Raw genomic sequence first — 13,235 nt, 5'->3', positions numbered from 1 at the left:
CCATCTCAACAAGGGGGTCCCTTTTGCGTGCCGATAGGGGGGCCCGATTGAACGCCGATTGACAGGACCGGAATTGCCGCCGACCAGCAGCGAACCCAGCTTGTATTTGCGGAAGTCCTCCGGCGTCACGCAGCACAGGTCCGCTTGCACCAGCTGGCCGACCTTCTCCTCGATCGTCATGCGCGCGATGAGGTCCGCGATCAGCTTTTCGTGATCCGCGCGCACCGGCACCGGGTCGGTGTAGGCCGGCCACTGATCGGGATGGGCGGTGCCCGGCGGGGCGGCAGGCGCTTCGGCCAGCGCGACGGTTGCGAGGCTCGTAGCGGCGAGCAGGCCTGCCGCCAGGCAAGCGCGTGTGGAGGCCCGATGGCCCATCATGTCCCTCTCCCGCGGCGGCCTAGCCCGCCGTACCCAGCGTTTTGCTAACGCTAACATGAATGTTGTAAAATCTGCGAGCGGAAGTCAATCCGACGGCGAGGCTGAAGACGAGGCCAGAACCGGGTGCTTGTCCAAGCTATTCAAGTTCAAACGATAACCCGACGAAAAATACCAATGCAGCGCGGCCGGAAAACGCGTGATAGCGCTATCATAATCCAAATCCACCGATTCGTCTCGGAATGTCTTCCTAGCCGCGCGCCACGGTCTCCAGCAGTTCGCCTGTCACCGGATAGCCCGCATCGGCAAGGATCGTCAGCCACGGCTTGCCGTCCTGTTCGACGACCTGCGGCATGATCGTGCGCACCGGAATTGCTTCGGCCTGCGCACGCGCCTCGGCGAAGCTTGCGAAGAGGGCAAGGCGTTCAAGGTTGCGGCGGGTAGGGAAGATCAGCTTGATCTCGCCGCGCTCGGCCGCATCGAGCGCGCCTTGCGCGCTCGTCCAGAACAGGTGGGTGTTTTCGGATTCCTCGATCGACACCTCGACCGCGCCGGTCCCGAGGTCGGCGAGATAGAAGCGCGTGTCATAAACCCGCGCGATCGCCTCGTTCTTGGGGAACCAGCGCGCGAAGGGGGTGATCTGGGCAAGGTCGAGTTGCCACCCGAAGGCTTCTAGGACCGGTGCCAGCGCGCCGCATTCCGCCAGCATCTTGCGCGCCGCACCGGCGCTCACCGCGTTGATCTCGCCCGACAGGCCGAGCGCGAGGCCCGTCTCTTCCAGCGTCTCGCGCACCGCCGCGATCTGGTGCGCGGCTTCGTCAGGCGCGAGGCCGTGCACGGCGGCTTCGGTCTCGGCGAGCGCGTAATCCTCCGGATCGACCCGCCCGCCAGGAAACACCGCCATGCCGCCCGCAAAGGTCATGTTGCGCGATCGCACGGTCATCAGCACCTCGGGCGCGCCGCCAGCGGCGGCGTTGCGAAAGATGATGATGGTGGCGGCTGGAATGCCCGCAGGGGCGGGATCGGGAGCGGATTCGGTGGTCATCGCGGCAAAGGATGGCCGCAAGCCGCGTCCTTGCCAAGACCCAAGGCCAATTCCTGCCTCTTGCCGCGCCGGGACCAGGGCAAGAGTGTCGGGGCGCTTTACAACTCGCGGTTAAGAACAGCGAAACGCTGCTGGCAAAACGGCGGAATTGCGTCGGTCTTCAAGTTTGGCACGCGGTGTGCACATGAGGGATCGGTCCCAATGGTCTTCGACGCGAGGCGCGACCCTTCCTGGTCTCCGGGTTGCGCCTCCCCGAAAATGAAAAAGCGCTCCGCACTGGTCCTGCGGAGCGCTTTTTTGCTTTTCGCACCCGCATCCGAAGGTGGCTCCTCGGCGCTGTTCCTTCGCTGCGCTAAGGGCGCCTGCGGGCGGCCGGTCGGCCTTGCGGCCCTGCGGGCCGATTCATCGCCACAATAGAGGGCTGCGCTGGTATCGGTCGCGTAGTGACCGCAAGCGCGAACGCGCGCCCGCAGCTTGCTGCGCGTCGAGCGAGCATGCACCCGCGCAGGCGGGTGCGAAAATCAAATTGCTAGACCTTGGCCACGCCGCTTTCATCCAGCATCGCTTGCAATTCGCCGGCCTCGAACATCTCCATCATGATGTCGCTGCCGCCGACGAATTCGCCCTTCACGTAAAGCTGCGGGATCGTCGGCCAGTCCGAGAAGCTCTTGATGCCCTGGCGGATTTCCATGTCCTGGAGCACGTCGACGCTTTCATAAGCGACGCCGCAATGATCGAGGATCGCGATCGCGCGGCTCGAAAAGCCGCATTGCGGGAAGAGCGGCGTGCCCTTCATGAACAGCACCACGTCGTTGCTGGTGACGAGATCGGAAATGCGCGCGTTGACGTCGGACATGGGGTGTGTGGCCTTTGGCTCGATAGGGTTGGTCGGAAGATTACTTGGGGACCACGGTTGTGACTTGCAAGGCATGCAGCACCCCGCCCATCCGCCCGCCCAATGCGGCATAGACGAGCTTGTGCTGCGCCACGCGGCTGAGGCCGGCGAATTGCGGGGCGGTGACGGTTGCCGCCCAGTGGTCGTCATCGCCCGCAAGGTCGCGCAGTTCGACCACCGCGCCGGGTAAGGCAGCGGTGATCGCCTCGGCGATCTCGCGGGCGGTCATCGGCATGGCTCAGACCTCGCCGAGCAGCTGCCGGCGCGCCTCGACCGCCATTTCATTGAGCTTGGCGCGAATTTCGGCTTCCGAGATGTCGATCTGCGCGCCGGTAAGATCGCCCAGCAGCTTGCGCACCACGTCCTCGTCGCCCGCTTCCTCGAATTCGGCCTGCACCACGGCCTTGCGGTAGGCGTCGGTCTCTTCAGGGGTGAGGCTCATCAGCCCGGCGGCCCATTCGCCCAGCAGGCGGTTGCGGCGGGCGAGGATGCGGAAGGCGGTTTCCCCCTCAAGCGCGAAATGGGCTTCCTCGGCGCGCTCGCGGTCCCTGAAATCGGTCATGTGTGTGCTGTCCCTTGGGTGACGATCCAAGCGGAGCGATAGAGCGGGCGGGCCGTGCCTTCAAGCGCCAACCGGCCCGCGTCTGATCGTCAATCCATGGTCACCACAAGCTTGCCGACCGCCTCGCGCGCTTCAAGCTTGGCGATGGCATCGCCCGCGCGGGCGAGGGGGAAGGTCTCGGAGACCAGCGGGTCGATCTTGCCGGCCTTCATCAGGTCGAACAGTTCCATCACCTGCGCGTGGAAGCCCTTGGGGTCGCGCGCGGTGAAGGCGCCCCAGAACACGCCGCAGATGTCGCAGGACTTCAGCAGGGTGAGATTGAGCGGCATCTTGGCGATCCCGGCGGGGAAGCCGACCACCAGGAAGCGGCCCTCCCACGCGATGGCGCGCAGCGCGGGCTCGGAATATTGCCCGCCGACGATGTCGTAGACGATGTTCGCGCCCTCGGGCCCGCAGGCCTTCTTGAAGGCATCCGCGAGCGCCTTGGAGGCATCCTTGTCCATCGCCTCGCGCGGATAGATCACCACTTCGTCCGCCCCGGCCTTGCGGGCGACCTCGCCCTTGGCTTCGGAAGAGACGGCAGCCACGACGCGCGCGCCGAAGGCCTTGGCGAGTTCGATGGCGGAAAGCCCCACGCCGCCCGCCGCGCCGAGGATCAGCACGGTATCGCCCGCCTTGATATGGCCGCGGTCCTTCAGGCCGTGGATGGTGGTGCCGTAGGTCATCAGCAGGCTGGCGGCCTTCTCGAACGGCACGCCGTCGGGCACCTTGAACATGCGGCTTGCCGGGACGACGACCTTTTCGGCCAGCCCGCCATTGCCGATCCCGGCAAGCACGCGGTCACCCACCGCATAACCCTCGACACCCTCGCCGACCGCCTCGATCACGCCCGAGATCTCGCCGCCCGGGCTGAACGGCCGCTGGGGCTTGAACTGGTACATGTCGCGGATGATCAGGCCATCGGGATAATTGATCGCGCAGGCCTTGACCGCAACGAGCACCTCGCCCTTGCCAGGGGTCGGGATTTCGACCTCGTCAAGCGTCAGGGTTTCGGGCCCGCCGGTCTGGTGGGTGCGAATGGCTTTCATGGTGTCCTCTCCCGGTATGGTAATTCTATGCAGCCTGAGTGCCGCGCATCAGCCACGGCTGGGCGGCGGTGCGCTGCGCCTCGAACCCGCCGATCGCCTCGCCCCGCGCCATCGTCAGCCCGACCTCGTCGAGGCCGTTGAGCAGGCAATGCTTGCGGAACGGGTCGATCGCGAAGGTGAAGCGGTCCTGATAGGGGGTGGTGACGGTCTGGGCTTCGAGATCGACGGTGATCTCCAGTCCTTCGCGCGCCACGTCGAGCAGCCGGTCGACCGCCTCCTGCGGCAGGACCAGCGGGAGGATGCCGTTCTTGACGGCATTGCCCGAATGGATGTCGGAAAAACTGGGTGCGATGACCACGCGGATGCCGAGGTCGAGCATCGCCCAGGCGGCGTGCTCGCGGCTCGATCCGCAGCCGTAATTGTCGCCCGCGATCAGGATCGGCGCGCCCTTGTAGGCGGGATCGTCGAACACATTGCCGGGTTCTGCCCGGAGCGATTCAAACGCGCCCGCGCCAAGGCCCTCGCGGCTGATCGTCTTCAGCCACTTGGCGGAGATGATGATGTCGGTGTCGACATTCTTGAGGCCGAGCGGAATGGCGCGGCCTTCGACGCGGGTGAGGGGCTGCATGGGCGTCCTTTTTCAATCGGTCTGGGGCGGCTCGCCCGAGGGGATCGGGCCGGGCTGGGGCGGCTCGTCGGCGGTCTTCTTCTTGCGCCGTCCGGCATAGAGCAGTGCTGCGGCGACGGCAGCAGAGCCAATGGCACCTGCCGCAGCAATCGCGGCGTTGCGGGCGGTGTTGTTCTTGGGCTTGTCGTTCATACCTGTTCCATGCGCCTCGCAGGCGCCGGTTTCAAGGGGTTGGGGTCACGGCGAGGTGCGAACCGCACCCGTGATGTCACTCGGCCCATTGCCCGAACGGCGGCAGCTTGCCGATGTCGCGCGCATCATGCTGGACGATCACGATCGCACCCTCGACCCCCGCCATCTTCTTGAACCGGTCGAGCGAGGCGAGCGTGTCGGCGCGGTCGGTGTTGAAACGCGGGACGCCATCGGCATCGTAGTTCTCGCGGAAATGCGCAAGGTCGCCGGTCAGCAGCAGGTTGCGCCCGCCGCCGAGCCGCACCAGGAGGCCGTGGTGCCCGGGCGTGTGGCCCGGCAGGTCGAGCATCACCACCCGCCCGTCACCGAACACATCGCGGTCACCGCTCACCGGCTCGACCTTGCCCGGACCGCTCACCCAATGCGCCAGCGGGCGCGCATCGGTCCCCGGGGCTCCGGCCTTGAGCGCGTCGAAATCGCCCCTGCCGATCAGCAGCGTCGCCTGCGGGAAGCTGGCGGCCTGGCCGCTGTGGTCGAAGTGGTAATGGCTGATGCCCACGCGGCCGATCTGTTCGGGCTTGATGCCGAGGCTCGCGAGCTGCTCGACCAGCGTCGCCTCAAGCGTGAAGTCGAAGGTTGCGGCCTTGTCGAGCGGCTTGCCCTTGGCGGCCGCATCGATGCCGGTGTCCCACAGCAGATATTGCCCGCCGTGGCTGATGAGGTAGCAGCTACCTGTCAGCGGCTTGGCGATCCCCTTCATTGATCCGGTATCGGAAAAGCCATCAAGATCATTAGCGACGAAGGTGCCGCAGTCGAGCCGCATGATCTTGAGCGGGGCTGGCTTGGGTGCAGGGGCGGGAGCCTGGCCCGATAGCATTGCGGCGGCGAGGCCTGCGAAGATCATTCTTGCGGCAAGGTTCATCATGCTGTCTCTCTCACCAGTTCGCGCACATCGGCGAGCCGTCCGGTCACCGCCGCGGCCGCCGCCATTGCGGGGCTGACCAGGTGCGTGCGTGCGCCGGGGCCTTGCCTTCCCACAAAATTGCGGTTGCTGGTCGAGGCGCAGCGCTCTCCGGCAGGCACCTTGTCGGGGTTCATGCCGAGGCAGGCCGAACAGCCCGGCTCGCGCCATTCGAAACCCGCTTCGGTGAAGATCTTGTCGAGGCCCTCTTCCTCGGCCATCGCCTTGACCAGTCCCGAGCCGGGCACGACGATCGCCCAGCGCACATTTTCGGCCTTGCGGCGGCCTTTCAGGATTGCGGCGGCGGCGCGCAGGTCTTCGATCCGGCTGTTGGTGCAGCTGCCGATGAAGACGTTCTCGATTTGCACATCGGTCATCGCCATGCCGGGGACGAGGCCCATGTAATCGAGCGACTTCTGCGCGGCGACGCGCTTGCTCTCGTCGGCGAAGTCTTCGGGGTGCGGCACCAGCCCGCCAATCGGCACGACGTCTTCGGGGCTGGTGCCCCAGGTGACGCTGGGCTCGACATCGGCGGCGTTGATCGTGACGCTCTTGGCGAACACCGCGCCTTCATCGGTGTGGAGCGTGCGCCAGTACGCCACCGCCGCGTCCCACTCCGCGCCCGTGGGGGCCATGGGGCGACCTTTCAGGTAGGCGAAGGTCACATCGTCGGGCGCGATCAGCCCGGCGCGGGCGCCCGCCTCGATGCTCATGTTGCAGACCGTGAGGCGTTCCTCGATGGTCATGCGCTCGAACACCTTGCCGCGATATTCGATCACGTAGCCGCTGCCGCCGGCGGCCCCGATAGTGCCGATGATGTGGAGGATCAGGTCCTTGGCGGAGACGCCGGAGCCGAGATCGCCATCGACCCGCACCTCCATGGGCTTCGATTGCTGGAGCAGCAGCGTCTGGGTCGCCAGTACGTGCTCGACCTCGCTTGTCCCGATGCCGAAGGCCAGCGCCCCCAGCCCGCCGTGGCAGGCGGTGTGCGAATCCCCGCAGACGATGGTGGTGCCGGGCAGCGAGAAGCCCTGTTCGGGGCCCACGACATGGACGATTCCCTGCTCCTTGGCGGTGGCGGGGATGTAGCGGATGCCGAAGGCCGGGGCGTTGACCTCGAGCGCGGCGAGCTGCGCTGCGCTCTCGGGATCGGCGATCGGGACGGGTTTGCCTGCGCTGTCCACCCGCGCCGTGGTCGGCAGATTGTGATCGGGCACGGCCAGCGTCAGCTCCGGGCGGCGCACCGGGCGCCGCGCCAGCTTCAGCGCCTCGAAGGCCTGCGGGCTCGTCACCTCGTGGACCAGATGGCGGTCGATATAGACCAGCGCCGTCCCGTCATCGCGCGTCTCGACGACATGCGCGTCCCAAATCTTTTCGTAGAGTGTGCGGGGGCGGCTCGCCATGGCTGGAGTCCATCGGTTTCGGGGTCGGGAGCGGCCCCATAGTCACGATTGCCGAGCCGTGGCAAGATTGCGGCGATTTCCCTTCACCTGGTGGTGGAATTTGTAAAATTCTTGCGCTAGTTTACATCCATGTCAGCAATCGTGCCTCTTTCGCCCGCTTTTCTCCACCCGATCAAGGTCGTTGCGGCCGACATCGACTTCATGGGCCATGTCAACAACGCGCGCTATCTCAATTGGGTGCAGGATGCGGTTCTGGCGCACTGGCGCGGCATCGCGCCGGCCGAGGACGTGGCGAGCAAGGCGTGGGTCGCGCTGAAGCACGAAATCACCTATCGCAAGCCCGCCTTCCTCGAAGACGACGTGATCGCGCAAACCGTGCTCGAACGCTTCAACGGCGCGCGCGCCTTCTATTCGACGCTCATCAAGCGCGGCGAGGACGTGCTGGCCGAGGTGCAATCGAGCTGGTGCTGCATCGACGCAGAAACCCTGCGCCCGGCGCGCATCGGCGAACATCTGCGCAGCTTCTTCTTCCCCCAGTGACCGCACCGCCCGCTCAGCGATAGCGCGCGGGCTTCAGCGCGTGCTTCGCGAGCTTGTCGTAAAGCGTCTTGCGCGGGGTTTGCAGCATCTGCTGGACCGCGGCCACATCGCCGCGGCAATGCCGCAGCGCATCCTCGAGCACGGTGCGCTCGAATTCAGCGACGATCTGGTGCAGCGGGCGCGCCGTCGCGGCGGAGGGGGCAGGAGCGGCAGCCGTTCCGATGCCGTCGCCGGTAAGGCCGAGCACGAAGGCGCGGGCAAAGCCGTTCAATTCGTGCAGATTGCCCGGCCAGTCATGGGTCTGGACATGCCGCCACTCGGCCGCGCCGATGGTGGGCGCGGCAAGGCCGTATTCGCGCGCGCGGGCGATGACGAACAGGCGGAAGATCTCGGGCACGTCCTCGCGCCGCTCGGCCAGCGGCGGGAAGGCGATCTGCACCGCGCCCAGCCGGTGCCATAGCGGATCGCGCGCCTCCGCCTCGCCGGATGCGGTCTGGCGGGCGAGGATGATGCGCAGATTGAGCGGCCGTGCGCGCGCCGCGCCGATCGGCCAGATCTCGCGCGTCTCGACCAGCGCCGCGAGCCGCGTCACCAGCACATCGCTGGCCGCCGCGATCCCGTCGATAAACAACGTCCCGCCGTTCGCGCGCTCGATCAGGCCGGTGCGCGACAGGCCGGCGGAAGGCTCGCGCCCGAACAGCAGCCATTCGGCATCGGCATGGGCGAGGACGCCCGCATCGACCGTCACGAACGGCCGGCTGCGGCGGGGCCCGAGGTCATGGATCAGCCGCGCGGCATAGCTCTTGCCGGTTCCCCCGGGCCCGGTCAGCACGACATCGATCTCCGAGCGCGCCACCCCCTCGATCACCGATCGCAGACGTTCGGCCGATGCGGAGGTGCCGGGGATGGCATGGCCGGGGGTGCGTCCGGTCTCCTCGCGCAGCCGACGGTTTTCCAGCGCCAGAGCGCGCCGCTGGCTGCCGGCGCGCACCGCACGGATCAGATCGGCGGTCGGATAGGGCTTGGTGAGGAAATCGGCCGCGCCGTCCTTCATTGCCGCCACCGCCATCGCAATGTCGCCGTGCCCGGTGGTGAGGATCACCGGCAGGTCGGGATCGATGCGCCTCAGTTCCGCGAAGAAGGCGATCCCGTCGATCCCCGGCATCCGCACATCGCTGACCACCACGCCGGGGAAATCGGCGGTCAGCCAGCCCAATGCGGTGCGGGCATCGGCGAAAGCGATGACTTCGGCGCCTTCGATCTCGAGGGTCTGCTGCGTCGCGTCGCGCAGCACCGGGTCATCCTCGACCAGCGCGACCCGCAGCGGCGGAGTGGGGGTGGGGGCGGGGGCGGGGTTCATGCGGCGGGCATCACCATGATGAAGCGCGCGCCTGCGGGGCTGCCTTCATGAAGCAGGTCCCCGCCGAGCTGGCGCATGATGTCGCGCGCGATGGCAAGGCCGAGCCCGATCCCGTCCTCGCGTGCGGTGACGAAGGGCTGGAACAGCGTGTCGGCAATCGCCGCGGGCACGCCCGGCCCGGTATCGCTGACGGCGAGCCGCACGGTGCCGCCCGCGTCGGTGATCGCCAGCATGATCCGCCCCCCGGGCGCGCAGGCCTGCACGGCGTTCTGGAGCAGGTTGACCAGCACCTGTTCGAGCTGCACGTGGCTTGCACGGACCGTGGTGGCAGCGGCCTCGGCCGGGGGCAGATCGAGTGTCAGGCCATGCTGGCGCAGCTGGTCGCGCAGCAGCAGCAGCGATCCGTCGATCACCTCGGCGAGGCGGATCTCGCGCGGCGCTTCGGATGCGCGCCGGCTGAAATGGAGCTGTTCGGCGGTGATCTCGCCGATCCGCCCCGAAAGCTGCGCGATCCGGTCGAAATTGGCGGCAGCCTCGTCGCGGCGGCCGGTTTCGAGCAGGCGCAGGCCGTTTTCGGCATAGGCGCGCATCGCCGCAAGCGGCTGGCGGATCTCGTGCCCCAGCCCGGCGGTGATCTGGCCGAGCGTGGCAAGGCGGTTGGCCTGCTGGAGCTGTTCGCGCAAGGTCGCGGTCTGCGCGGCCACTTCGGCTGCGGCACGGGCCTGGCGCTGGCGGCGCCACAGCCATGCCGCCGCCCCGGCACATGCCAGCAGTGCGAGCGCGCCGACGCCCGCCAGCCGGCCATTCGCCAACGCCACCGAAAGCCGCGCGTTGGGATCGGCGAGCAGATGCAGCTCCCAGCCCGCCGGTGCGATCGGCCGGATCTTCTCGATCATCCGCACCGCCTGCCCCGCGCCACTGCTGCCCGGCAATTCGAGCGGGCGCAGCTTGGCGACCCCGAAGCGCATTGCATCGCGGGCAGGATCGCGCGGCGCAGCATCTCCGGCCACGGCCCGGAAGCGCCAGTCGGGATTGCTGGCGAGCAGCACGATCCCCTGCCGGTCGGTGACGAACACCAGGTCCTCGGCATCGCGCCACTTGGCCTCGAGGCTTTCGAACTCGACCTTGACCGCCACCACGCCGAGCGGCGCTGCGGCAGGCCCGACCCGTTCGGCAAGGTAGAGGCCCGGGCGGCGGCTGACCGTGCCGAGCGCGAATTCGGTCTCGGTCCCGTCGCGCATCGCGCCGGCAAAGTAGTCGCGGAAGCGGTAGTTGGAGCCGATGAAGCTGTCGGGCCGGTCCCAGTTGCTCGCCGCCAGCGTCAGCCCGCGCGCGTCCATGATGTAGATCGCCGCGGCCTTGGTCTGCCGTGCGAGCGCCGCCAGACGCCGGTTGAGCACGCCCTGCTGCACGCTGTCGCCGCCCAGCAGCGCGGCCACCTCGGGATCGCCCGCCAGCACGCGCGGCACCAGCGTGAACTTGTTGAGCTCGCTTTCAAGCCCTGCGGCAAGGATCGCTGCCTGTCCTTCGGCCGCCGTGCGCGTTTCGGCGAGCGCCTGCACGCGGACCGCGCGGTCGAGGACCAGCATCGCCAGCCCTGCGACAAGCACCGCCGCAACGAGCGCAAGGCTTGCCAGATACCAGCGGCCGAGCCTGACCTGCACGCGCTATTCCCCCCTTGCTCCGGCCCCCCGCGCAAAGGCTTGTGCGGATATCCGCACTTCCTTCAAGAAAATTGTGCGGATTTCCGGAAAAATCGCGACCTTTTCCCGCGCAACCTTCTGATTTCAAGTGTCAGCCGTGAAACATTGCCGGGGCTTGTGACACATCCTGATCCGCCCGATCCTGTCCGACGGAGAGACATGCACCGGGGAGCGCAGCGGCCGATGGGTTTGCACATTGTCATACCGTCGGAACCGCAAGCGCCGCTCGATCCGGCCCCGGCGGCGAGAAAGCCGTTCTATCGCATGCTCTACGTGCAGGTGCTGGCCGCCATCGCACTGGGCGCGCTGGTGGGTCATCTCGCGCCCGAATTCGGCGCAAGCCTCAAGCCGCTCGGCGATGGGTTCATCAAGCTGGTGAAGATGATCATCGCGCCGGTGATCTTCATCACGGTCGCGACCGGGATTGCCGGCATGCGCGATCTGAAGGCCGTGGGCAGCGTGGCCGGCAATCCGGGGAGCGGCACGGCCAAAAACTGGTTCCACGCCGCTTATGCCATCCCCTCCTATACCTACCGGGCAGCGCAAGCGCTGGCGATGCAAACGCAATTGCCGTTTGCCGCGCGCGCTCTATACGCATCTCCATGTCGCTCGCCTGCGTATCCTCCGGCAGATGAACCCGCATTTCGCCTTGCCTGACCGCCGCTTCCAGCGGGTGATCGGATTTGCGCTGGCGCTGGCGATCGCCGGGAGCTGGCTGGCGATCCACGCCTATGCGATGTTCGTCTTCGCGCTGACGTGGAGCAACTGGCCGGTCGCCGCGGTCATGGCGATGGCGCAGTGCTGGCTTTCGGTCGGCGTGTTCATCGTGTGCCACGATGCGATGCACGGGACGCTGATGCCCGGCCACCCCCGCGCCAACGCCGCAATCGGCACGGTGCTGCTGGCGCTATATGCGGGCTTCGGCTGGAAGCATCTGCGGGATGCGCACCTTACCCATCACAAGCTGTCGGGCCATGCGGGCGATCCCGATTTCGACGAGCACAATCCGGCTCACTTCTGGCGCTGGTATGCGACCTTCTTCCAGCGCTATTTCGGCTGGCAATCGATCCTGTTCGTCCACACGGTCGTGGGGATCTACTGGCTGGTGCTGGAGATCCCGATGGTGCAGATCGTCGCGCTCTACGGGCTGCCTGCGCTCGCCTCTTCGGTGCAGCTGTTCTACTTCGGCACCTTCCGCACCCATCATCACAAGCCGGACGCGGCGGGGGGCGGCTTTGCCGATCGCCACAATGCCCGCTCGGAGGACTTTGGCACGCTCGCCAGCCTCGCCACCTGCTTCCATTTCGGCTATCATCTCGAACACCATCGCCGCCCCGATGTGCCATGGTGGGCGCTCCCGGCCGCGCGCCGGGCCGGCGTGGGCTCGGTAGAACTGATCGAAAAGGTGCCTGCATGAGCTGGCTCGAGATATTCCTGACCGTCATGTCCTCGCTGATCGGGATGGAGCTGTTCGCGTGGGTTGCGCACAAGCACATCATGCACGGCTGGGGCTGGGGCTGGCACCGCGACCACCACGAGCCGCATGACAATGTGCTGGAAAAGAACGATCTCTTCGCGGTCGTCTTCGGCAGCATCAATGCCGCGATGTATATCTACGGATCGCTCTACTGGGACTGGCTGTGGTGGTTTGCGGTCGGGATCACGCTCTACGGGGTGATCTACACGCTCGTTCACGACGGGCTGGTGCACCAGCGCTACTGGAAGTGGGTGCCGCGCAAGGGTTACGCCAAGCGGCTGGTGCAGGCGCACAAGCTCCACCATGCGACGATCGGCAAGGAGGGCGGGGTGAGCTTCGGCTTCGTCTTCGCGCGCGATCCGGCAAAGCTGAAGGCCGAGTTGAAGGCGCAGAAGGAAGCGGGGCTCGCCGTGGTGCGCGACAGCGCGGGAGCGGGCGACTTCGAGACGGTGGGGCGCAATCTGTAACTGATCCGCCGCATACGTGTGGCGATGCCCGGTGCCGCAGGCACCGCAAGCGCGAACGCGCGCCCGCAGCGCTGCGACCGTAAGGTCGCGTGAGCGAGGATTTCGCAGCCCGGATGGGCTGCGCAACTCAGGAAGCCAGCCTCGCGGCGTGTTCCTTCACCAGCGCGATCATGTTGGGCACCCCTTGCGTGCGGTTGCTCGACAGCTGGTTTTTCAGGTCGAAGGGGGCGAGCGCGCCCATCACGTCCATTGCCGCCACCTCCGCCGCGGGCCGGTCCTGTACCGCGGCGATCACCAGCGCGACGATGCCCTTGGTGATCGCGGCGTTGCTGTCGGCGAGGAAGTGCAGCCGGCCTGCGTCGGTCCCCGCCGGGTAGACCCACACGGCGGCCGAACAGCCGCGCACCAGCGTCGCGTCGGTCTTCAGCGCCTCGGGCATCGGCTCGAGGCTGCGGCCAAGCTCGATCAGCAGGCCGTAACGCTCGTCGCCTTCGAGGAATTCGTACTCTTCGAGAATGTCGGAAAGTGTGCGCATGGGA

General features: G+C 67.0%; 15 protein-coding genes and 2 pseudogenes. 4 read left to right on the top strand and 13 right to left on the bottom strand.

Annotated elements, in window-relative coordinates:
* The 10 genes and pseudogenes from D620_RS0114275 to leuC form a co-directional block, all read right to left on the bottom strand.
* Positions 1-378: pseudogene (locus tag D620_RS0114275) on the bottom strand (hypothetical protein); the annotation flags it as partial.
* Between the two features lie 247 nt (positions 379-625).
* The gene (locus D620_RS0114270) at positions 626-1,420 is read right to left on the bottom strand and encodes an NUDIX hydrolase (RefSeq protein WP_017666494.1); all 795 of its coding nucleotides are present in this window, start codon (positions 1,418-1,420) and stop codon (positions 626-628) included.
* Positions 1,421-1,949: 529 nt separating this feature from the next.
* A complete protein-coding gene (gene grxD, locus D620_RS0114265) occupies positions 1,950-2,276 on the bottom strand; it encodes a Grx4 family monothiol glutaredoxin (RefSeq protein WP_017666493.1) in 327 nt (108 codons plus the stop codon).
* A gap of 40 nt (positions 2,277-2,316) precedes the next feature.
* A complete protein-coding gene (locus D620_RS0114260; RefSeq protein ID WP_026092237.1) occupies positions 2,317-2,550 on the bottom strand; it encodes a BolA/IbaG family iron-sulfur metabolism protein in 234 nt (77 codons plus the stop codon).
* A 3-nt stretch (positions 2,551-2,553) separates the two neighbouring features.
* Positions 2,554-2,877 (bottom strand): DUF1476 domain-containing protein, encoded by a 324-nt coding sequence (locus tag D620_RS0114255; protein WP_017666491.1) that lies wholly within the window; start codon positions 2,875-2,877, stop codon positions 2,554-2,556.
* Positions 2,878-2,966: 89 nt separating this feature from the next.
* Positions 2,967-3,965, bottom strand: a complete 999-nt coding sequence (locus tag D620_RS0114250; RefSeq protein WP_017666490.1) for an NADPH:quinone oxidoreductase family protein — start codon at positions 3,963-3,965, stop codon at positions 2,967-2,969.
* A 25-nt stretch (positions 3,966-3,990) separates the two neighbouring features.
* Positions 3,991-4,593: a 3-isopropylmalate dehydratase small subunit gene (gene leuD / locus D620_RS0114245; protein WP_017666489.1), complete on the bottom strand. Its 603-nt coding sequence runs from the start codon at positions 4,591-4,593 to the stop codon at positions 3,991-3,993.
* A 12-nt stretch (positions 4,594-4,605) separates the two neighbouring features.
* A complete protein-coding gene (locus tag D620_RS0114240; RefSeq protein WP_017666488.1) occupies positions 4,606-4,785 on the bottom strand; it encodes a hypothetical protein in 180 nt (59 codons plus the stop codon).
* A gap of 76 nt (positions 4,786-4,861) precedes the next feature.
* On the bottom strand, positions 4,862-5,689 hold the full coding sequence (locus D620_RS0114235; protein ID WP_017666487.1) for an N-acyl homoserine lactonase family protein: 828 nt from the start codon (positions 5,687-5,689) through the stop codon (positions 4,862-4,864).
* A 17-nt stretch (positions 5,690-5,706) separates the two neighbouring features.
* The gene (leuC, locus tag D620_RS0114230) at positions 5,707-7,149 is read right to left on the bottom strand and encodes a 3-isopropylmalate dehydratase large subunit (protein ID WP_017666486.1); all 1,443 of its coding nucleotides are present in this window, start codon (positions 7,147-7,149) and stop codon (positions 5,707-5,709) included.
* A gap of 129 nt (positions 7,150-7,278) precedes the next feature.
* On the opposite strand from leuC, the gene D620_RS0114225 reads away from it, so the two are divergent.
* A complete protein-coding gene (locus D620_RS0114225) occupies positions 7,279-7,689 on the top strand; it encodes an acyl-CoA thioesterase (protein ID WP_017666485.1) in 411 nt (136 codons plus the stop codon).
* Positions 7,690-7,702: 13 nt separating this feature from the next.
* Here D620_RS0114225 and D620_RS0114220 read toward each other — a convergent pair whose 3' ends face one another.
* Positions 7,703-9,049, bottom strand: coding sequence for a sigma-54-dependent transcriptional regulator (locus D620_RS0114220; protein ID WP_017666484.1), 1,347 nt, complete (start codon positions 9,047-9,049; stop codon positions 7,703-7,705).
* The gene (locus D620_RS0114215) at positions 9,046-10,713 is read right to left on the bottom strand and encodes an ATP-binding protein (RefSeq protein WP_017666483.1); all 1,668 of its coding nucleotides are present in this window, start codon (positions 10,711-10,713) and stop codon (positions 9,046-9,048) included. The genes D620_RS0114220 and D620_RS0114215 overlap by 4 nt, the downstream gene beginning before the upstream one ends.
* A 222-nt stretch (positions 10,714-10,935) precedes the next feature.
* Here D620_RS0114215 and D620_RS16135 point away from each other — a divergent pair.
* From D620_RS16135 to D620_RS0114200, 3 genes and pseudogenes are all read left to right on the top strand, one after another.
* A pseudogene (locus D620_RS16135) lies at positions 10,936-11,220 on the top strand (cation:dicarboxylate symporter family transporter); the annotation flags it as partial.
* A 181-nt stretch (positions 11,221-11,401) separates the two neighbouring features.
* Entirely contained in the window at positions 11,402-12,169 is a 768-nt protein-coding gene (locus D620_RS0114205; protein ID WP_233992086.1) for a fatty acid desaturase, read from the top strand.
* A complete protein-coding gene (locus tag D620_RS0114200) occupies positions 12,166-12,696 on the top strand; it encodes a sterol desaturase family protein (protein WP_017666480.1) in 531 nt (176 codons plus the stop codon). The genes D620_RS0114205 and D620_RS0114200 overlap by 4 nt, the downstream gene beginning before the upstream one ends.
* Before the next feature lie 127 nt (positions 12,697-12,823).
* On the opposite strand, the gene D620_RS0114195 is transcribed toward D620_RS0114200, so the two are convergent.
* Entirely contained in the window at positions 12,824-13,231 is a 408-nt protein-coding gene (locus D620_RS0114195) for a SufE family protein (protein ID WP_017666479.1), read from the bottom strand.
* Between the last annotated feature and the right edge of the window lie 4 nt (positions 13,232-13,235).

Origin of the sequence: Porphyrobacter sp. AAP82, from assembly GCF_000331285.1 — a bacterium.
Classification (GTDB): domain Bacteria; phylum Pseudomonadota; class Alphaproteobacteria; order Sphingomonadales; family Sphingomonadaceae; genus Erythrobacter.
This window is presented reverse-complemented; position numbering and strand designations above follow the sequence as displayed.

What these genes read in the sequence shown, in the direction of transcription:
- D620_RS0114270 (WP_017666494.1), bottom strand. Translation starts at nt 1,420, where the DNA reads ATGACCACCGAATCCGCTCCCGATCCCGCCCCTGCGGGCATTCCAGCC.
- grxD (WP_017666493.1), bottom strand. Translation starts at nt 2,276, where the DNA reads ATGTCCGACGTCAACGCGCGCATTTCCGATCTCGTCACCAGCAACGAC.
- D620_RS0114260 (WP_026092237.1), bottom strand. Translation starts at nt 2,550, where the DNA reads ATGCCGATGACCGCCCGCGAGATCGCCGAGGCGATCACCGCTGCCTTA.
- D620_RS0114255 (WP_017666491.1), bottom strand. Translation starts at nt 2,877, where the DNA reads ATGACCGATTTCAGGGACCGCGAGCGCGCCGAGGAAGCCCATTTCGCG.
- D620_RS0114250 (WP_017666490.1), bottom strand. Translation starts at nt 3,965, where the DNA reads ATGAAAGCCATTCGCACCCACCAGACCGGCGGGCCCGAAACCCTGACG.
- leuD (WP_017666489.1), bottom strand. Translation starts at nt 4,593, where the DNA reads ATGCAGCCCCTCACCCGCGTCGAAGGCCGCGCCATTCCGCTCGGCCTC.
- D620_RS0114240 (WP_017666488.1), bottom strand. Translation starts at nt 4,785, where the DNA reads ATGAACGACAAGCCCAAGAACAACACCGCCCGCAACGCCGCGATTGCT.
- D620_RS0114235 (WP_017666487.1), bottom strand. Translation starts at nt 5,689, where the DNA reads ATGATCTTCGCAGGCCTCGCCGCCGCAATGCTATCGGGCCAGGCTCCC.
- leuC (WP_017666486.1), bottom strand. Translation starts at nt 7,149, where the DNA reads ATGGCGAGCCGCCCCCGCACACTCTACGAAAAGATTTGGGACGCGCAT.
- D620_RS0114225 (WP_017666485.1), top strand. Translation starts at nt 7,279, where the DNA reads ATGTCAGCAATCGTGCCTCTTTCGCCCGCTTTTCTCCACCCGATCAAG.
- D620_RS0114220 (WP_017666484.1), bottom strand. Translation starts at nt 9,049, where the DNA reads ATGAACCCCGCCCCCGCCCCCACCCCCACTCCGCCGCTGCGGGTCGCG.
- D620_RS0114200 (WP_017666480.1), top strand. Translation starts at nt 12,166, where the DNA reads ATGAGCTGGCTCGAGATATTCCTGACCGTCATGTCCTCGCTGATCGGG.
- D620_RS0114195 (WP_017666479.1), bottom strand. Translation starts at nt 13,231, where the DNA reads ATGCGCACACTTTCCGACATTCTCGAAGAGTACGAATTCCTCGAAGGC.